Origin of the sequence: Chryseobacterium hagamense (assembly GCF_007991455.1) — a bacterium.
Lineage (GTDB): Bacteria > Bacteroidota > Bacteroidia > Flavobacteriales > Weeksellaceae > Chryseobacterium > Chryseobacterium hagamense.
The window spans coordinates 128727-147558 of the sequence record NZ_BJYJ01000002.1 but is presented as its reverse complement, the minus strand read 5'-3'; the positions used below and the strand labels follow the sequence as shown (position 1 = coordinate 147558).

The window sequence follows — 18832 nt, the reverse complement described above, 5'->3', positions numbered from 1 at the left end:
AATCTTTACGTAATATTATAAAAGTTATTTAGAAACATTATAAATTAAAGAATAAAAAAATAATCCCGCTCATTTTTGAGCGGGATTATTTTATCATAATAAGACATTAAAGCAATTACTTCAATTTCTTCTTCACGGCAACTTCTTCATAAACTTCAAGAATATCGCCTTGTTCAATATCGTTATAACCTTTGAGGTTCAATCCGCATTCGTAGCCTTTAGTTACTTCCCGTACGTCGTCTTTGAAACGTTTTAAGCTCTCCAGTTCGCCTTCGAATTTCACGATGCCATCTCTTAGTAAACGTATTTTGGACTGTCTGGTTACCTTACCGGTAAGAACCATACAACCTGCAATCGTACCTACTTTGGAAATTTTGAATACTTCACGGATTTCTACGTTACCGATCACCTGCTCCTGAATTTCAGGAGAAAGCATTCCTTCCATCGCTTCTTTTACTTCATCGATAGCTTTATAGATAATCGAATACGTTCTGATCTCGATCTCTTCACGGTCGGCAAGTTCTTTTGCGTTGGCACCTGCTCTCACGTTGAATCCGATAATAATAGCATCAGACGCAGCAGCAAGGTTGATATCAGATTCGGTAATCTGTCCGACACCGGAGTGAAGGATTTTTACGCTGATTTCTTCTGTAGACAATCTCTGCAACTGGTCGGAAAGTGCTTCTACGGAACCGTCCACGTCACCTTTAAGGATGATGTTTAATTCTTTGAACTCACCTAACGCAATACGTCTGCCCAGTTCTTCAAGCGTCGTATGCTTCTTGGTCCGGATTGATAATTCTCTCTGAAGCTGCTCTCTCTTATTCGCAATGGCTTTACCTTCGCTTTCATCAGCATACACACGGAATTTATCACCTGCTGTAGGTGCGCCGTCAAGTCCTAAGATGGTAGCAGGAATAGAAGGACCTGCTTCCGCAAGGTTTTTCCCTCTTTCATCAAGCAAAGCTTTCACTTTACCATGGTTTTTACCGGCTACTACATAATCCCCAACTTTCAGTGTTCCGGACTGTACCAACATCGTTGCCACATATCCTCTTCCTTTATCCAGGGATGCCTCAATCACTACTCCGTTTGCAGAACGGTCCGGATTGGCTTTTAATTCCAGTAATTCTGCCTGTAACAATACTTTCTCCAACAGAAGATCCATATTATTACCCATTTTTGCGGAGATTTCCTGCGCCTGAACATTTCCACCCCACTCTTCTACAAGAACCGGAGGATTCAGACCGGAAAGCTGCTGACGGATGTTATCCGGGTTGGCATTCGGTTTATCCACTTTGTTGATGGCAATGATCATCGGTACTCCCGCAGCCTGTGCATGGGAGATTGCTTCTTTGGTCTGAGGCATTACATCATCATCGGCAGCGATCACAATAATCGCAATATCCGTAATCTGTGCTCCCCTTGCCCTCATCGCCGTAAAGGCTTCGTGACCCGGGGTATCCAGGAAGGTAATGCGCTGCCCGTTTTCCAGTTTCACGTTATAAGCCCCGATATGCTGGGTAATCCCTCCGGATTCTCCTGCGATAACATTTGTTTTTCTGATGTAATCCAGCAATGAAGTTTTACCGTGGTCAACGTGTCCCATTACGGTAACTACCGGTGCTCTCGACACCAGGTTTTCTTCATTGTCGATTTCTTCATCCGCTTCCGCTTCTTCAAGATCAGCATCGGAAAACTCGATTTTATAACCGAATTCGTCTGCTACCAATAGTAAAGTATCGGCTTCAAGCCTCTGGTTCATGGTAACCATAACTCCCAGAGAGAAACATGCGGAAATCACTTCCGTCGGAGACACGTTCATCAAACTCGCCAATTCACCTACTGTGATGAATTCCGTTACTTTCAACGTTCTGTCTGCCGCATCAATCTCCTGCTGACGTTCATCCTGCTCCCTACGGAAATTTCTTTTATCTTTTCTGTGTTTTGCAGATTTAGATTTACCTCCTTTATTGGTTAACTTTTCAAGGGTTTCCTTGATCTGATTTTTAACCTGCTCGTCAGTAAGCTCAACAGGCATGGTTCTTTGTCCAGGTCTGTTGTTTCCGAAACGGTTTCCGCCCGGACCTCCTTGTCCAGCCGGACGATTGCCCTGTCCAGGAGGACGGTTACCCTGGTTGTTGCCGAAACGGTTTCCACCGCCCTGGCCTGGTCCGCCCTGACCCTGAGGCCGGTTGCCTTGCGCACCACCCTGGTTATTTCCAAAACGGTTTCCGCCCTGGCCACCTTGTCCTTGGGTACGGTTTCCACCCTGGCCTGGTCCACCCTGACCCTGAGGCCGGTTGCCCTGACCCTGGTTGTTGCCTCCCTGGTTATTGTTTCCACCCTGTTGGTTTCCGCCTCCCGGTTTCTCAATTCTTTTTCTTTTCTTCTTAGCGCCGGCTCCCTGCTTAGGGGCAAACTGCGTTAAGTCGATTTTTTCACCAACAATTTTAGGCCCGTCAAGTTTCTGATAAACCGTTTCAATCTTTTGAGATTCATGAGGTTCATCCGGAGTATTTATCATTGTTACTTTTGCTTCATCCGGTTTAGCTTCAGATACGGGTACCTCTGCAACAGGTTTTGGAGTTTCTTTTACAGGCTCTACTGCTGCCGGTTTTTCAACAGGTTTCTTTTCCTCTTCTTTTTTATCCTCCACTTTTGGCTTGTCTTTTTTTACGGGTCTGTTTCTGGACTCGATCTGTGACAAATCTATTTTATCCAGGACTTTGAATTCCTGCTTTTCAGGAGTTGCCTTCACTTCGGGAGCGGGGGCCACTTCTTCTTTTTTCTCTTCTGCCACAGGCTGCGGTTTCGGAGCCGGAACTTCTTCCACTTCAGGTTTTTTAGGCTCCAAGTCTATTTTACCTAAAATTTTAGTTTCCGGTTTGTTTGCTTTAGCTCTTATTACTTCAGGGGTTTTCTTTTCCTCTATTTCCAGCTTTTCTTCCGGAACTTTGGTGATCACCACCTCATGGGACGCTTTTCGCTGCTCGCCGTCTTTGGCAAACTCAGCCTCCAATGCAGAATATGCCGCTTCTTCTAATTGAGCGTTAGGATTGCTTTCAACCTCGATACCCTTAGCCTGTAAAAACTCTACTAATCTGGACATCGAAATATTGAATTCCTTAACCGCTTTATTTAATCTAATTTTTGGCATCTATATTATTTACTATTTTTTAATTTTTAAAATTAAAGTATTTCTTTTTACTGTTTATTAAAATTTACTTAAAAATCCTAATCTTCGAATTCCTCTCTAAGAACACGTTTTACTTCCTCAATGGTTTCCTCTTCCAAATCAACCATATTAAGCAAACTTTCAGTTTCTTTATCCAAAACTGATTTTGCAGTCGTAAGACCTACTTTCTTAAACTCATCCAAAATCCACTGCTCGATATCGTCATTGAATTCTCTTAATTCAACATCATCATCTTCGCTGGACTCCCTGTGTACATCGATCTCGTAACCTGTCAGCCATGAGGCCAGTCTGATGTTCTGTCCCTGCTTACCGATTACTTTGGAAATTTCTTCAACCGGAGTATATACCAATGCATATTGCTGTTCCTCGTTGATGTCGATTTTATTGATGGTCACGTTTCCTAAAGCTCTCTTTACAAGAATTTCAGGATTTTTAGACCATTGGATCACATCGATGTTCTCATTTCTCAATTCTCTTACCACGCCGTGAATTCTCGATCCTTTCACCCCTACACAGGCTCCTACCGGATCTATTCTGTCGTCATAAGCATCTACTGCAATTTTCGCTTTCTCTCCCGGGATCCGAACGGCTTTTTTAAGCATAATTGTTCCGTCCTGGATTTCAGGGATTTCCAGTTCCAATAATTTCTCAAGAAATTTAGGTGCAGTTCTGGAAATAATAATCTGTGGTTTTGAACCTTTGAAATCTACCGTTTCAACAATAGCTCTGATATTTTCACCTTTTTTAAAGAAATCGGATGGGATCTGATTTTCTTTCGGCAGAATGAATTCGTTGTCTTCATCATCCAGCAGGATCACATGCTTGTGACGGATGTGGTGGATTTCCCCAACGACGATTTCCCCGATCCGGTCTTTAAACTGCTCATACAACATGGCATTGTTGTGCTCCTGCAATTTTGTAGCCAAGATCTGCTTCAGGGTAAGGATATTTCTTCTTCCCAGCTGAGCAACAGGAATTTCCATCGTAAAATCTTCACCTACTTCGAAAGTCGGATCGATTTTTTTGGCTTCGGAAATCTCGATTTCCAGGTCATCGTCTTCAGACATGTCGTCCTCTACGATGGTCTTATTTAAAAAGATCTGAAAATCCCCTTTATCAGGGTTTACAATCACATCAAAATGATCATCAGAATCATATCGTTTTCTCAGAAGGGTTTTCAGAGAATCTTCAATGATTGCCATAAGATCAATCTTACTGATCCCTTTTTCGTCTTTAAAATCACCGAAGGATTCAATCAACGCTATATTGTCCATTTACTTTTTTTCTTTTAAAATTTAATTGTTACTAATGCTTTCTTAATCTCAGAGTACGGAATTTCTTTTTCCTCCTCCACATCTACTTTTCCCTTACCGATGTCTTTCGGCTTGCGGTACCGCAGGATCAGCGTGATTTTTTCTTCATCTATTTTCGCCAGTTCGCCTTCAATTTTTGTATCATCATTCAGCAAAACCTCGATTTCCCGGCCGATATTTTTAGCGAACTGTCTTGGAGTTGCCAAAGGTTCGCTTAATCCTGCCGACATTACCTGCAGGCTGAAATCATGTTCTTCGCGATCCATATTGAATTCTATGGCGCGGCTTGCATCCAGGCAATCCTGTAAAGAAACGCCGTTGTCACCATCCAAAATCACCGTAATGTCGTCCCCTGCAGAAAATTTCAGATCAATAAGAAATAAATCTTTTCTGGTTTCGAGGAACTCATGTAATAATTCTTCAATTCTTTTTCTAAACTCCATAAATACTGTAAAATCTTGATTTACTCGTACGAAAAAAGGCTTTCTTCCGAAGGCCTTCCCATATTTTTCCGTAAATCCATTGCAAATATACAACTTTTTATTAAAAAAGCAAAATATCTTATTATCAACGCGATAAGTTAATTTGCATTTGCATCAATTTAAAGGTTTAGATGATGGTATTTTTATTACTTTTGTGTCTTAATTTTAAAAACATATATTTTGAACATTACTATTGTAGGCACCGGCTACGTAGGTTTGGTTACAGGAACCACACTGGCAGAGCTTGGTAATTCAGTATACTGTGTAGATATTGATGAAAAAAAAGTAGAAGGCATGAAAAACGGCATAGTTCCCATCTATGAGCCGAATCTTGAAGAAATGTTCTTACGGAACATTCAGGCGGAGCGATTGTTTTTTACCACCAATTTAAAAGAAGCACTGGATAAAAGCGAAGTAATATACCTCGCCCTGCCAACCCCTCCAGGAGGAGACGGATCCGCAGATTTATCCTACGTGCTGAAAGTAGCCAATGACATTGGGGAACTGATGACCGAATATAAGGTAATCGTTAATAAAAGCACGGTTCCTGTAGGTACGGCAGATAAAGTACGGGAAGTGATTGCTTCCAAAACCCAGATCCCGTTTGATGTGGTTTCCAACCCTGAATTTTTAAGAGAAGGATTTGCTGTGGAAGATTCCATGAATCCCGCAAGAGTAATAGTGGGTTCAAGTTCCGATAAAGCCAAGGATGTTATGGCTAAAATTTACCAGCCTTTTACCAACACCGGAATCCCGATTATTTTTATGGACGAAAAATCGTCCGAGCTTACGAAATATGCCGCTAATTCCTTCTTAGCAGTAAAAATTACCTTTATGAACGAAATTGCCAACTACTGCGAGAAAGTGGGGGCCGACGTGGATAAAGTGAGACTGGGCATGGGAAGTGATGACCGGATCGGCCAGCGGTTCCTGTTTCCGGGCATCGGATACGGAGGAAGCTGTTTTCCTAAAGATGTAAAAGCACTTATAAAATCCGGAAAGCAGGAAGACTTCAATTTTCAGATCCTGGAAGCTACGGAAAACGTAAATCTTACCCAAAAGGTAATTCTTGTTTCGGAAATCGAAAAATATTTCGGCGGAAATGTAGCAGGAAAAACCATTGCCGTATGGGGGCTGGCCTTTAAAGCCAATACCGATGACATCCGGGAAGCTTCTTCGCTCGACAACATTGCCCTTCTGCTGAAAAAAGGGGCGAATATTGTCGCCTATGATGCAATTGCTGAAAACAACGTTAGAAAACTGTTGGGAGATCAGATCCAATATGCCAAAAGCATGTATGAAGCACTGGAAAACGCAGATGCTTTACTGATTGCTACGGAATGGCCCGAATTTAAAAACCCGAATTTTGAGCTGATGGCTCAGAAAATGAACGGGAAGGCCATTTTCGACGGAAGAAACATGTACCCTCTTGAAATTCCTGAACAGAACGGTTTTTATTACAAGAGCATCGGACGTAAAACAATTTTAAATTAATCAAATGAAAAATATAATCATCACCGGGGGAGCGGGCTTTATCGGTTCGCACGTCGTAAGAGAATTTGTGAAAAACAATCCTGATACAACCATCATCAATCTTGATGCGCTTACATATGCCGGAAACCTGGAAAATCTGACGGACATTGAAAATGAGCCGAATTATGTTTTCGAAAAAGCAGACATTACCAAACCTGAGGAATTAAGAGCAATATTCGAAAAATACAATCCGGATGCAGTAGTGCACCTTGCTGCAGAGAGCCATGTAGACCGGAGCATTACGGATCCGATGGCATTCATCAATACCAACGTCAACGGGACCGCCAATCTCCTGAATCTCTGTAAAGAGTTCTGGACTCTGAATCCTGATCATACCCACGGAAGATTCCCTGATGAAAAGAGAACTAACCTGTTCTATCACGTTTCCACCGATGAAGTCTACGGAAGCCTTGGAGAAACCGGATTCTTCCTTGAAACAACCGCCTACGATCCACAGTCGCCGTACTCGGCCTCCAAAGCGGCCTCCGACCATTTGGTCAGGGCATACGGAAATACCTACGGAATGCCGTTTATTATTTCCAACTGCTCCAACAATTACGGGCCGAACCATTTCCCTGAAAAGCTGATTCCTCTTTGTATTTCCAATATCATCAATGAAAGGCCGCTGCCCATCTACGGCGACGGAAGATACACCAGAGACTGGTTATTTGTAATCGATCATGCTAAAGGAATCCACCAGATCTTCAATGAAGCCCGGACCGGTGAAACCTACAACATCGGCGGATTTAATGAATGGCAGAATATCGATCTTGTTAAAGAACTGATTAAGCAGATGGACGCCAAACTGGGAAGACCGGAAGGCTATTCGGAAAAACTGATTACCTTTGTAAAAGACAGACCGGGCCATGATAAGCGCTATGCAATTGACGCGACCAAACTTAACAAAGACTTGGGATGGAAACCATCTGTTACTTTTGAAGAAGGACTCGGTAAAACCATTGACTGGTATCTTGATAATAAAGAGTGGCTTGATCATGTAACCAGCGGAGATTATCAGAAATATTACAAAAAACAATACAATTAATACAGCACAAAACAGATGAAAGGTATCATTTTAGCCGGAGGTTCCGGAACGAGACTTTACCCTCTTACCATCGCAGTCAGCAAACAGCTGATGCCCGTGTATGACAAGCCAATGATTTATTACCCGTTATCTACTTTATTGCTGGCGGGCATTAAAGATATTTTAATCATCACCACTCCGCATGACCAGCCGGGCTTTATTAAGTTGCTGGGCGACGGTTCGCAGATCGGCTGCAACATCGAATACATGGTTCAGCCGAGCCCGGACGGACTGGCACAGGCCTTTATTCTGGGAGACCGGTTTATCGGAAATGAGGCAGCCGCTTTGGTCCTAGGCGATAATATCTTCTATGGTTCCGGAATGGGAACCCTTCTTAAAAACAAAACCAATCCGCAAGGAGGCGTGGTTTTCGCTTATCACGTTTCGGATCCTGAGCGGTACGGCGTAGTAGAGTTTGATGACTCCTTCAAGGCTGTTTCCATTGAGGAGAAGCCTGTACAGCCGAAATCCAATTACGCCGTTCCCGGATTATATTTCTATGATAACGATGTCGTGGAGATTGCCAAAAACATCCAGCCTTCCCCGAGAGGCGAACTTGAAATTACCGACGTGAATAATGTCTACCTCCAAAACGGAAAACTTGAAGTAGGTGTACTGGACCGCGGTACGGCATGGCTCGATACCGGAACATTCGATTCGCTGAATGATGCTTCCGAGTTTGTACGGGTGATTGAGAAAAGACAGGGATTCAAAATCGGCTGTATTGAAGAAATTGCCTTCAGGAATAAATTCATCAACGAAGAAAAACTCCTGGAAACCGCAGCAAAATATGGCAAGAGCGGGTATGGTGAGTACCTGAAGCAACTGGTGAATAAATAATAGATTTATAATAAAATCAACAAATATTGATATTTATATTAATAGTTTTTACTATAATAACAACTATTAAATATATAAATTATTATTTTCCTATTTTTACATGAATAATATTTTATAATGTATAAAATTGGAATCAATTAATTATTATAAATTTGAAAAAAAATCTACTTTGAAAACCGTAGTATACACATCTGATAAAAAAACACATTTTTTTAAGGAACTTACATCTATTTATAAAGATATTCGATCATCCAACTTTTTAGCTGTTCAAATGACCAAAAGAGATATACAAGCTCAGCACAGACAGTCATTATTAGGTTTCTTTTGGATTTTGGCACCTGTATTAATCAACTCTCTTGTATGGCTATTTTTAAATGGTTCAGGTGTTGTAAATGTAAATACTCCCATAGGAATACCATATCCCGTTTTTGTAATTTTGGGAACTACTCTTTGGAATATCTTTTCTGAAACCATTCAAAGTCCTATAAATTCGGTCATGACCGGAAAATCAATTATTTCAAAAATAAATTTCCCAAAAGAATCCCTTTTAATGAAGGGATTATATACTACTCTATTCAATCTGATAATAAAAATGATTCCCGTCATTATTATTTTGATAATTTATCAGATTAGTCCATCCTGGAATTTGATATTATTTCCTTTTTATATTTTTTCATTAATAATTTTTGCTTTTACTTTAGGTCTTTTAATAACTCCTTTAGGCTTGATTTACACAGACATAAGTAAAGTTTTAACAACAGGTATTCCTTTTTTAATGTACGTAACTCCTATAGTATATGCAGCTCCTACTGTAGGAATTTTTAAGTTTCTATTTAAGCTGAACCCCTTAACTTATATGATTAATGATACCAGAAATACATTGACCGGAATAGGAACACAATCATTGATATTTACAATAGGCTTAACAGTTTTAAGTTTATTATTTTTACTAATAGGATTAGTTATTTTCAGAAAATCAATGCCAATCATTATTGAAAAAATTGCCGGGTAATGAAAAAGGATAAAGAAATATTAGTTTCTGTAAAAAATATTTCAAAAAAATTCAGCAGGAATCTTAAAAGTTCTCTGAAATATGGGGCTTTGGATATTATTAGAAGTACTTTTGGACTATCTGTAGACAAAAATTTGCGTCCTCATGAATTCTGGGCCGTTTATGATGTTAGTTTTGAGCTTCGCAGAGGAGAATGCATTGGACTCATAGGACACAATGGAGCAGGAAAGTCTACACTTCTAAAAATTTTAAATGGGCTTTACAACCCGGACAAAGGACAGATCGTTATGAAAGGTAAGATCGGAGCTTTGATCGAATTAGGAGCAGGCTTTAACCCTATCCTTACCGGCCGGGAAAATATTTATAATAATGCATCAATCTTAGGATTTACCAAAAAAGAGGTTGAAGAAAAAATGAATTCGATCATTGATTTTTCTGAAATTAAGGAATTCATAGATACTCCTGTACAAAATTACTCATCTGGAATGAAAGTTCGTTTAGGCTTTGCAATTGCCGCCCATCTTGAACCAGATATTCTGATAATTGATGAAGTGCTGGCGGTTGGAGATTTGGGTTTTGTTTTAAAATGTTTCAGTAAAATAGATGAATTACTTCCCCATACTGCTGTTATTTTTGTTTCTCATAGTATGCCTATGATATCCAGGATATGTAATGAAATAATCTTAATGGATCATGGAAGAGTCGAATATTGCGGAAAAGAAATCGGAAAAGGAATACAGCTTTACTATAATAAATTTTCAAATAATAATCAAAATAAGGTATACGATAATCAGATTTTTAAATTAGTTTCTTTTCAGACTGATCTTTTAAATAATGAAATTCATCGCCATCAGGACTTCAATTTAACATTTGAATTTGAGGCCAATACTACTATTGACAGATTACCCGTACTATATCTTGAATTTAAGGATAAAGAACAAAAACCAATTGCAGGCATAACTGTTAAAGAGTATAAAGATAATATCAGTAAAGGATCAAAAATAATTTACAAAACCACTGTCAAAAATCCTCTTTTTACATTAGGAAAATATATTCTGGATTTGGGACTTTATGATCCGTCAACAGAATCTCCTCATATTCGTATTAACAATATTCTTGAGTTTACTGTAGGTGGCGAAAAAGAACAATGGATTCCATTTGAATTAGAGAGCGAAAATATCATAACTTTGCATTAAAATTTATTATGATTCCCGTAACCCAACCCTTTCTTCCGCCTCAGGAAGAATATCAACAATATCTGGATGGCATCTGGAAAAGAAACTGGCTTACCAATATGGGTCCTTTGGCCAGCCAGTTGGAAATGGAGCTGAAAGACCATTTGAGGGTTAGCCATCTACTCTTCGTGACGAACGGAACAGTAGCCATGCAGATGGCATTGAAAGCCCTGGATATTAAAGGGGAGGTGATCACGACTCCTTTTTCCTTTATTGCTACCACCAGTTCCATCGTCTGGGAAGGATGTACACCTGTTTTTGCAGATATCGACCCGACCTCCTTAAATATAGATCCTTCTAAAATAGAAGAAGCAATTACCGCAAATACCACTGCTATCCTGGCAACTCATGTCTACGGAAACCCTTGTGATGTCGAAGCGATCGACCGTATTGCCAAAAAACATAATCTAAAGGTAATTTATGATGCAGCGCATGCTTTCGGGGTGGAAATAAACGGAAAATCAATCTTCGAATACGGCGATATTTCAACCTGCTCCCTACATGCTACCAAACTTTACCATTCCGTGGAGGGAGGATTAGTTATCACAAAAGATTCTGATCTTTTAAAAAAGTTAGCATACATCAGAAACTTCGGAATTTCAGGATTTGATTCATTTGCAGAATTAGGACTTAACGGAAAAAATTCTGAATTTCATGCGGCTATGGGACTTGTAAATCTTAGATATATCTCAGATATATTTCAAAAAAGAAAAGCTCTTGCTGATTTATATGATGAAAAACTGAAAAATTTAAAAGCCGTAAAACCTGTTTGGCATTCTCATGCAAATAATAATAATGCTTATTACCCTATCGTTTTAGAAAGTGAAGAACTTCTTCTGAAATTAAAGACCGAAATGGATAAACAAGAAATTTTCACAAGACGTTACTTTTATCCAAGCCTTGCTGTATCACTACCTTATTTATCAAAGGTAGAAATGTTAGTTACTGATGATATTGCTAAAAGGGTTATGTGTCTGCCTTTTTACTATGATTTAACTTTTGAAGAAGTAGAGCTTATTGCAAGAACAATGTTGAGAATTCAAAATAATTAAATTATGTTAATTGTAGGTGCAAAAGGTTTTGCCAAAGAAGTTTTAGAAATATGTCATATTAATAATGATTTGGAGAATCTTGTATTTTATGATGATGTAAATATAGATGTTGGTATTACACTTTTTGATCAATTTCCGATCTTAAAAAATATTGAAGAAGCTGAAAAATATTTTTTAACAATTGATAAAAGATTCGCAATTGGAATAGGAAATCCTTTATTAAGAAAAAAAATACTTGATAGGTTTATAAAGGTAGGAGGCGTAGTAACATCTACAATAAGCTCCAGAGCTGATATTGGATCCTATAATGTAAATATAGGTGAAGGAACAAATATCTTAGATGGAGTAAAAATTTCCAATGATGTAATCATTGGTTGTTCATCCATCATATATTATAACTCTATAATTACACATGATGTAAAAATTGGAGATTTTGTAGAAATTTCTCCAGATGTAAAAATATTAGGAAGAGCATCAATAGGCAATTTTTGTCAATTAGGTGCAGGATCAATTATTCTTCCAGATATTAGTATTGGAAACAATGTAATTTTAGGTGCAGGTACAGTAGTCATAAAAGATTTACCTGATAACTGTACAGCTGTAGGAATACCCTCAAAGATTATAAAACAGAACTCATGAGCAAGCCAAAAGTAAGTGTTGTAATGATCACTTATGGTCATGAAGAATATATTGAAGAAAGTATAAATGGAATTTTAACTCAAAACTTTGATGATGAAATTGAACTTGTTATTTCTGACGATTGTTCTCCAGATAATACACAATCTATTATAGAAAAAATAATTGTAGATCATCCAAATGGTCATTGGATAAAATATATAAGACAGAGTAAAAATAAGGGAGCCATACCAAACTTTGCATGGACAATAGCACAAGCAAAAGGAAAATACATTGCAATTTGTGAAGGAGATGACTACTGGACCAATCCTTTAAAACTCCAAAAACAAGTAGATTTTTTGGAGAATAATAAAGAATACAGTCTTTGCTTTCACAGAACAGATGAACTTTATCCCAACGGAGAAATAAAAGTTTCAAGTTATACAAAATCAGATGCACATGAAAAAACATTTACTTTATCAGATTTATTTAGTGGAAACTTCATGCATACACCAAGTGTAATATTCAGAAATTCAATTTCTATTCCGGATTGGATCAAGGATGCCTATATAGGAGACTATATTATTTGGCTTTGCGCCGCGGAAAAAGGAAAAATAAAATATCTTCCTGATAACATGGCAATATATAGGTCCGGAATTGGAATATGGAGTTCTCAAGATAAGGAACAAATGGAACTCAAATGGATGAAATCGTTGGCTGTTATTATTATGAATGTAGAAAATCCTGAAATAAGGAATGGCTTACAGCAGTCATTTTATAATAGTTCTATTCGATTTATGTCGTCTGTTTATCCTAGTTACCTTTCATTAATTAACCAACATATTTACAAATATTATAATGATTTAAGTTTTTCAAAACTACTCAAAATGACTATAAAAAAAGTATTTTGATGAATCCAAAAGTTTCAATCATTCTTCCTAATTACAACCATGCTAAATTTCTACGGCAGCGACTAGATAGCATTTTTGGCCAAACTTACCAAGATTATGAGGTCATATTCCTGGACGACTGCTCCCAAGATAACAGTACCGAAATTTTAGGAAAGTATGCCGCTCATCCTAAAGTTTCCCATACGGTTTTTAATAAAGAAAATTCAGGAAGCGCTTTTGCCCAATGGGAAAAGGGGATTGCCCTGGCAAAAGGCAAATACATATGGATTGCGGAAAGCGACGATTTCTGCGAAAATACTTTTTTAGAAACCCTCATGCCTTTTTTTTCACAGAACGAAAATCTGGGCCTGGTCTACTGCCGGTCAAATAACGTCGATGAACACGGCAGCTATCATGATGTTTTCTGGCCGGATGACCTGGATGCCCACAAATGGAAACAAGATTATTGTAATAACGGAATTGATGAGATTAAAACCATTTTGAAATACCGGAACACCATTCCTAATGCCAGTGCATGTATTTTCAGGAAAGAAGCATTTGATTTCTCGGAAATCAAAAATATGTTTTATGCCGGAGACTGGATGTTCTGGACGAAAATCCTGGTTAAAAGCGATATCTGCTTTAGCAGTAAAACCCTAAATCATTTCAGATTCCACCCAAATACAACACGCACTGTAAACCCTTTAAAGAAAAATTACAGAAAATATTCCGAATACCTTAACGTCTTACTGTTTATTTACAGGAGCATTAATGAGAGATTCTCTTTCGACAGGAAACATTTCTGGATCTACAACGAATTTTATAAACAATCTGTATCTTTACTGCATTTATTCCTGCATTTAAGGCCGTTCTTTTATCCTTATTTAATTTTTAAATATAAATTAGCGAAACACCAGATCAGAAATCAATACCTAAAGAGATGAATCAAAACAGAACATTTTGTACCATTATTACCAACAATTACTTCTCATGGGCCCTTTCCCTGTATGAGTCGCTTCTGGAATTTGATAAAGAAATCTCCCTTCACGTAGCAATTGTGGATACCGGAACAGAAGACCACTCCTCCAAAATTGCAGGCAAAAATATCACTATACTTACATTGAATGATTTTGAGAATATCCCGTTCTCAAAAGAAATGATCCGTAAATACGATTCTAACCTAAGTACTTTAAGATGGTCGCTGAAACCGCTTCTTATGATGAAATGTCTCGAATCCTATGAAAAAGTGATCTTCGTAGACGCTGATATTTATTTTTTCGCTTCCTATCAGTTCTTATTTGAAAGCCTGGATAATCATTCCGTTATTCTTACACCACACTGGAGAACTTTAAGCCCCGAAAAGGATCCTGTGGAATTTTATGCAACGTTCAGACATGGTATATATAATGCCGGATTTATCGGAGCGAATACAAATGCCGGTAAAGCATTGGAATATTGGGCTGAAAACTGCCTGGCCGCTTGTGTAAATGACATTAAAAGAGGTTTGTATTATGATCAGATTTATCTGAACCTGATTCCTATTTACTTTGAAAATGTACAAATTCTTAAACACCAAGGCTGTAATGTGGCAAGCTGGAATATAGAAGTCTGCAAAAGAACAATGGATCCGGAAACACAGGAAATAAAAATAAATAATAAATTCCCAGTCGTTTTTATTCATTTTACCAATGTTACCATCGATAAAATCCTGAAAGGAGAAGATAGCTTGTTAAAAAAACATCTCATTAAATTTAATAAAAGCTTAATAAAAAACGGATTTAAGGATGTCGTTAAAGACAGGCTGGAATATTTTGATCGTCTCATCAAAGAAAAAAATGCTCCGTTTAGCGATAAAATTATAAAAAAATTAAAGCTTGTTTATTATAAAATAAAATATTAATCAAACATCTGAACTCATCTATTATGGATGTAAGCATTTGCATAACCACCTATAAGCATGAAAAATACATTAACCAATGTCTTGAAAGTATTTTTGCCCAGGAATTCAGCGGTACGTATGAAATTATTGTCTGTAATGACAATTCCCCGGACCATACGGAAGCGATTATTCTGGAAATCATAAACACCCATCCCAAAGGAAGTACAGTTAAATATTTTAAAAATATTCCTAATCTCGGCTACGTAAAAAATACTTTATTTTCTTTTTCAAAAGCCTCGGGTAAATACATTGCCATTCTGGACGGTGATGACTACTGGATCGACCCTTCCAAACTGCAGCAGCAATTTGAATTTTTGGAGTCCCATCCTGATTTTGCCGGAACCGGAGCAGATTCTTTGGTTATTTACGAAGACATGGACATCGAAAGCCACCGTTTTTCAAATCACACGGGAGCTGTATTGGATAAAAATGATCTAACGGATCCCAAGATCTGCCAGACCTCCACGTTCTTTTTCAGAAAGAGTATCCTGAAAGAAGACTTCCCGACGGAAATTATCTCGGCAGACCGCTGCCTTTATCTGCTCACCGGATGTTACGGCAAAATAAAGATTCTGCCGGAACCGATGAGTACTTACCGGCAGTTTTCTGCAAGCATCTCAAAAAATGTAACGGATGAAGTGATGAAGAAAGACTTTGTCATCATCCCATTCATTAAAAAATATGGTCCGGATTACAGTACGCTTAAGTTAAAAGCCTATTTTTACTATACCCTGATGTCTTATTCCAATAAAATAACGAAATTGAGCTTTTATAAAGCGGCAGCAGGATATTTTTTAAATAATGTTTTATCAAAATTTTCTTTCCATCCTTTAAAGTTATATCATACTGTTAAATGGAGTAAGCATACCATTGATAAAAAGTACCAGATAAAAGTTGAAAACAATAGCTTTCTCTAAAAAACACAGAAAATGATCATAGGAAACGGACTTATTGCCCAGTCTTTGCAGTTTATCGACAAGGAAACCCATTTATTTTTTGCTTCAGGGGTTTCCAATTCCCTCGAAACCAGAAGTTCCGAATTTGAAAGAGAATTTATCCTTTTAAAAAACAGTCTTGAAGAATATCCGGATGCCAGACTGGTGTATTTTTCAACCCTGAGCATAAACGACCAGTCCAAACAGGACAGCCATTATGTGCTTCATAAGCTGAAGCTTGAAGAATATATCCGCAACCATGCTTCCAGTCACCTGATTTTAAGAATAGGAAATATTGTTGGAAATGGAGGAAATCCGAATACTTTATTCAACTTTCTTAAAACCCGGATCTCCCATGGGGAAACTTTTACCATTCATCAGCGGGCCCGGAGGCTGCTGCTGGACATTGATGATGTTTCAAAATTTCTGCAGGTGAATGGCCCCTATTTAAATAATCAAATCATTAATTTTGCTTATCCTTACTATTTTGACCTTAAAGAAATCGTACAGGCCCTGGAAACCAGGATGCAGAAAAAAGCAATATACCGGGAAGCCGATGAAGGGGATTTTTATAAGGTGGATTTTGATGAAACTGCCAATAGTTTTTTTAACGGGATTAACGCAGATGACTATTTAAGGGTTCTGGCCGGAAAATATATTTAAAAATTAAACACAAATGCCTAAGATTTATTTTATTATCGTTACTTATAATGCCATGAACTGGGCAGAAAAATGCTTTACCAGCCTGAGGCATTCTTCCGTGCCGGTTCATTGTATTGTAATTGATAACGGATCTACGGACGGTACCCAGGAATATATTGCAGGTTATTTTCCGGAAGTAGAGCTTATCCGGTCCAAAGAAAATTTAGGATTCGGCAAAGCCAATAATATCGGGATCGAACAGGCCTACCGGAACGGAGCTGATTTCTTTTACCTGATGAACCAGGACGCCTGGATTTATGAAAACAGCCTTGAAAAGCTTCTGGAAGTGTATCATTCTTATCCGGATAAAAAAGAAATCGGCATTCTGAGCCCGATGCACATGGATGGCACGGAAAAGAAACTGGACATTTTTTTCGAAAGGTACCTGGCACGGAATACCCACTTCAACAGAATATTTTCTGATGCATTTGAAAATACATTGCAGCAAAGCTATGAAATAGACTTCGTCAACGCCGCCCATTGGTTTTTACCAAGAAGAACAATAGAGGAAATCGGAGGATTCAATCCCTATTTCTTTCATTATTCCGAAGATTATGAATATGTACAGCGTATTTCTTTTTTCGGAAAAAAAATTATCATCTGTCCCCGGAGCAAAGTAGTGCATGACGGCAGGCAGGACTTTAACAAGACGGCTCATATTGATGCCCTTCGCGTACAAAGAGAACAACGCTACCTGAATCCGGCTTATGATTTCGATAAAAAAATAATGAATCGAGAATTTATTCCGAAAATGATCAAACAGATGCTGATGCTGAAATATTCAGCTGCCTTTAATACCTGGAGGGAATACCGGTACCAATGTTCGAAATTCCACGAAATTATTCATTTCCGGTCTGTTTTAAAAAACACAGGTCCTTCGTTTCTGAACATTCTTAATAATTAATAAGGTTAATAATTACAAAATCATTCTACTGATGAATCCAAAAGTATCCGTGATTATGCTCACTTATCATCATGCTCCTTATCTGAAGCAGGCGATTGAAGGGGTTCTCTTACAGCAAACGGGCTTCCCGTTTGAGCTGATCATCTGCAATGACTGTTCTCCGGATGATACGGATAAGATAGTAAAGGATTTCGCGGAGAGACATCCGGATATTATAAAATATTTTAAGCATGAGAAAAATATAGGATTCGTAGAAAACCAGCGGTTTGCCTTCCGCCTGGCCAAAGGAGAATATATAGCCTATTGTGAAGGGGACGATTACTGGACGGATCCTGAAAAGCTGCAATTTCAGGCAGACTTTCTTGATGAGAACCAGGAATATGTCATGACGACCGCAAGGAACTTTCTATACCACCAGAATGAAGAACGCCTGACCGGCGATGGAAAAGACCCTATGTTCAGCGGTAAAGATTTTGTGGACTATACTCAGGAAAGCTTTTTTACCGCCCGTCCGACGCAGACCTTTACTTACATGATCAGGAAAAAGTTTCTGGATCTTAAATGGGTTGATGTCTATCCGGATTACCGGGATCTCTATTATTTTTATCATCTCCTCGAATTTGGCAAAGGTCGGTCTTTCAACAGAATGATGGGGGTCTACCGTCTTCATGACGGCGGTGTATACAGCTCGCTTAAAATAGAAAATAAATACCGTACTTCAATCAATATTTTTAAAAACATCCGGCAGATCAATCATGATAAAAGGGCAAACACACAGATCATCAAGGACCTGGATCAGCTGATCCTGCAGTATTATTACAGAAAAGAGTTTAAAACCCCTTTGGTTAATTTTAATCTTTATCAATCCATATTCGAAAGGTTTTTCCTCTCGGGAAATGTAAAGATCTTACTGGCGCAGTTGCTTAAAGTAATGAAATATACTTTTAAGAGACAGAAGTAAAAAACAGGGTGCTACACGGCAAAGTGCATGGCTGAAATGTAAAAGATGGATAATGTATTAAAAAGACCGGGAAATTGTTAATTTTGCATAATAGCAGCATCTACCGGAAAATACTTTTATAATATATTGTAAATTT

The 18832-nt window shown here is 38.2% G+C and carries 17 protein-coding genes; 14 read left to right on the top strand and 3 right to left on the bottom strand.

Translation table 11 applies throughout. The features are described 5' to 3' along the window. Positions 1 to 115: 115 nt before the first annotated feature. The 3 genes from infB to rimP all read right to left on the bottom strand — a co-directional run bounded on the left by infB (position 116) and on the right by rimP (position 4955). Positions 116 to 3160, bottom strand: a complete 3045-nt coding sequence (gene infB / locus CHA01nite_RS03580) for a translation initiation factor IF-2 (RefSeq protein ID WP_146939858.1) — start codon at positions 3158 to 3160, stop codon at positions 116 to 118. Between the two features lie 77 nt (positions 3161 to 3237). Further along, positions 3238 to 4473 (bottom strand): transcription termination factor NusA, encoded by a 1236-nt coding sequence (nusA, locus tag CHA01nite_RS03575; RefSeq protein WP_146939857.1) that lies wholly within the window; start codon positions 4471 to 4473, stop codon positions 3238 to 3240. Positions 4474 to 4487: 14 nt separating this feature from the next. Beyond that, positions 4488 to 4955, bottom strand: coding sequence for a ribosome assembly cofactor RimP (rimP, locus tag CHA01nite_RS03570; protein ID WP_146939856.1), 468 nt, complete (start codon positions 4953 to 4955; stop codon positions 4488 to 4490). A 219-nt stretch (positions 4956 to 5174) separates the two neighbouring features. Between rimP and CHA01nite_RS03565 the strand changes: the two genes are divergently transcribed. From CHA01nite_RS03565 to CHA01nite_RS03500, 14 genes are all read left to right on the top strand, one after another. Next, the gene (locus CHA01nite_RS03565) at positions 5175 to 6488 is read left to right on the top strand and encodes a UDP-glucose dehydrogenase family protein (RefSeq protein ID WP_146939855.1); all 1314 of its coding nucleotides are present in this window, start codon (positions 5175 to 5177) and stop codon (positions 6486 to 6488) included. Between the two features lie 4 nt (positions 6489 to 6492). Next, positions 6493 to 7572 carry a dTDP-glucose 4,6-dehydratase gene (rfbB, locus tag CHA01nite_RS03560; protein ID WP_146939854.1) on the top strand — a complete coding sequence of 360 codons (1080 nt, stop codon included), beginning with the start codon at positions 6493 to 6495 and terminating at the stop codon, positions 7570 to 7572. A gap of 15 nt (positions 7573 to 7587) precedes the next feature. Next, on the top strand, positions 7588 to 8451 hold the full coding sequence (rfbA, locus tag CHA01nite_RS03555; RefSeq protein ID WP_146939853.1) for a glucose-1-phosphate thymidylyltransferase RfbA: 864 nt from the start codon (positions 7588 to 7590) through the stop codon (positions 8449 to 8451). A gap of 169 nt (positions 8452 to 8620) precedes the next feature. Next, positions 8621 to 9463: an ABC transporter permease gene (locus CHA01nite_RS03550; RefSeq protein ID WP_146939852.1), complete on the top strand. Its 843-nt coding sequence runs from the start codon at positions 8621 to 8623 to the stop codon at positions 9461 to 9463. Continuing rightward, positions 9463 to 10659, top strand: a complete 1197-nt coding sequence (locus tag CHA01nite_RS03545; RefSeq protein ID WP_146939851.1) for an ABC transporter ATP-binding protein — start codon at positions 9463 to 9465, stop codon at positions 10657 to 10659. The genes CHA01nite_RS03550 and CHA01nite_RS03545 overlap by 1 nt, the downstream gene beginning before the upstream one ends. A gap of 8 nt (positions 10660 to 10667) precedes the next feature. Further along, positions 10668 to 11750 (top strand): DegT/DnrJ/EryC1/StrS family aminotransferase, encoded by a 1083-nt coding sequence (locus CHA01nite_RS03540; RefSeq protein ID WP_146939850.1) that lies wholly within the window; start codon positions 10668 to 10670, stop codon positions 11748 to 11750. A gap of 3 nt (positions 11751 to 11753) precedes the next feature. Beyond that, on the top strand, positions 11754 to 12389 hold the full coding sequence (locus tag CHA01nite_RS03535; RefSeq protein WP_146939849.1) for an acetyltransferase: 636 nt from the start codon (positions 11754 to 11756) through the stop codon (positions 12387 to 12389). Beyond that, complete coding sequence (locus CHA01nite_RS03530; protein WP_146939848.1) at positions 12386 to 13276, top strand: glycosyltransferase family 2 protein; 891 nt, start codon at positions 12386 to 12388, stop codon at positions 13274 to 13276. Before CHA01nite_RS03535 ends, CHA01nite_RS03530 begins: the two co-directional genes overlap by 4 nt. Next, positions 13276 to 14199 carry a glycosyltransferase family 2 protein gene (locus tag CHA01nite_RS03525; RefSeq protein WP_146939847.1) on the top strand — a complete coding sequence of 308 codons (924 nt, stop codon included), beginning with the start codon at positions 13276 to 13278 and terminating at the stop codon, positions 14197 to 14199. Before CHA01nite_RS03530 ends, CHA01nite_RS03525 begins: the two co-directional genes overlap by 1 nt. Next, entirely contained in the window at positions 14196 to 15155 is a 960-nt protein-coding gene (locus tag CHA01nite_RS03520) for a glycosyltransferase (RefSeq protein WP_146939846.1), read from the top strand. The genes CHA01nite_RS03525 and CHA01nite_RS03520 overlap by 4 nt, the downstream gene beginning before the upstream one ends. 23 nt (positions 15156 to 15178) lie before the next feature. Beyond that, positions 15179 to 16111, top strand: a complete 933-nt coding sequence (locus CHA01nite_RS03515) for a glycosyltransferase family 2 protein (RefSeq protein ID WP_146939845.1) — start codon at positions 15179 to 15181, stop codon at positions 16109 to 16111. A gap of 12 nt (positions 16112 to 16123) precedes the next feature. Further along, a complete protein-coding gene (locus CHA01nite_RS03510; protein WP_146939844.1) occupies positions 16124 to 16792 on the top strand; it encodes an NAD-dependent epimerase/dehydratase family protein in 669 nt (222 codons plus the stop codon). Between the two features lie 13 nt (positions 16793 to 16805). Further along, positions 16806 to 17735: a glycosyltransferase family 2 protein gene (locus CHA01nite_RS03505; protein ID WP_146939843.1), complete on the top strand. Its 930-nt coding sequence runs from the start codon at positions 16806 to 16808 to the stop codon at positions 17733 to 17735. 31 nt (positions 17736 to 17766) lie between these two features. Continuing rightward, positions 17767 to 18696 carry a glycosyltransferase family 2 protein gene (locus tag CHA01nite_RS03500; RefSeq protein WP_146939842.1) on the top strand — a complete coding sequence of 310 codons (930 nt, stop codon included), beginning with the start codon at positions 17767 to 17769 and terminating at the stop codon, positions 18694 to 18696. Positions 18697 to 18832 lie beyond the last annotated feature (136 nt).

Excerpts from the sequence above, each read along its gene's own strand:
- infB (WP_146939858.1), bottom strand. The coding sequence starts at position 3,160 with ATGCCAAAAATTAGATTAAATAAAGCGGTTAAGGAATTCAATATTTCG.
- nusA (WP_146939857.1), bottom strand. The coding sequence starts at position 4,473 with ATGGACAATATAGCGTTGATTGAATCCTTCGGTGATTTTAAAGACGAA.
- rimP (WP_146939856.1), bottom strand. The coding sequence starts at position 4,955 with ATGGAGTTTAGAAAAAGAATTGAAGAATTATTACATGAGTTCCTCGAA.
- rfbB (WP_146939854.1), top strand. The coding sequence starts at position 6,493 with ATGAAAAATATAATCATCACCGGGGGAGCGGGCTTTATCGGTTCGCAC.
- rfbA (WP_146939853.1), top strand. The coding sequence starts at position 7,588 with ATGAAAGGTATCATTTTAGCCGGAGGTTCCGGAACGAGACTTTACCCT.
- CHA01nite_RS03545 (WP_146939851.1), top strand. The coding sequence starts at position 9,463 with ATGAAAAAGGATAAAGAAATATTAGTTTCTGTAAAAAATATTTCAAAA.
- CHA01nite_RS03540 (WP_146939850.1), top strand. The coding sequence starts at position 10,668 with ATGATTCCCGTAACCCAACCCTTTCTTCCGCCTCAGGAAGAATATCAA.
- CHA01nite_RS03535 (WP_146939849.1), top strand. The coding sequence starts at position 11,754 with ATGTTAATTGTAGGTGCAAAAGGTTTTGCCAAAGAAGTTTTAGAAATA.
- CHA01nite_RS03530 (WP_146939848.1), top strand. The coding sequence starts at position 12,386 with ATGAGCAAGCCAAAAGTAAGTGTTGTAATGATCACTTATGGTCATGAA.
- CHA01nite_RS03525 (WP_146939847.1), top strand. The coding sequence starts at position 13,276 with ATGAATCCAAAAGTTTCAATCATTCTTCCTAATTACAACCATGCTAAA.
- CHA01nite_RS03520 (WP_146939846.1), top strand. The coding sequence starts at position 14,196 with ATGAATCAAAACAGAACATTTTGTACCATTATTACCAACAATTACTTC.
- CHA01nite_RS03515 (WP_146939845.1), top strand. The coding sequence starts at position 15,179 with ATGGATGTAAGCATTTGCATAACCACCTATAAGCATGAAAAATACATT.
- CHA01nite_RS03510 (WP_146939844.1), top strand. The coding sequence starts at position 16,124 with ATGATCATAGGAAACGGACTTATTGCCCAGTCTTTGCAGTTTATCGAC.
- CHA01nite_RS03505 (WP_146939843.1), top strand. The coding sequence starts at position 16,806 with ATGCCTAAGATTTATTTTATTATCGTTACTTATAATGCCATGAACTGG.
- CHA01nite_RS03500 (WP_146939842.1), top strand. The coding sequence starts at position 17,767 with ATGAATCCAAAAGTATCCGTGATTATGCTCACTTATCATCATGCTCCT.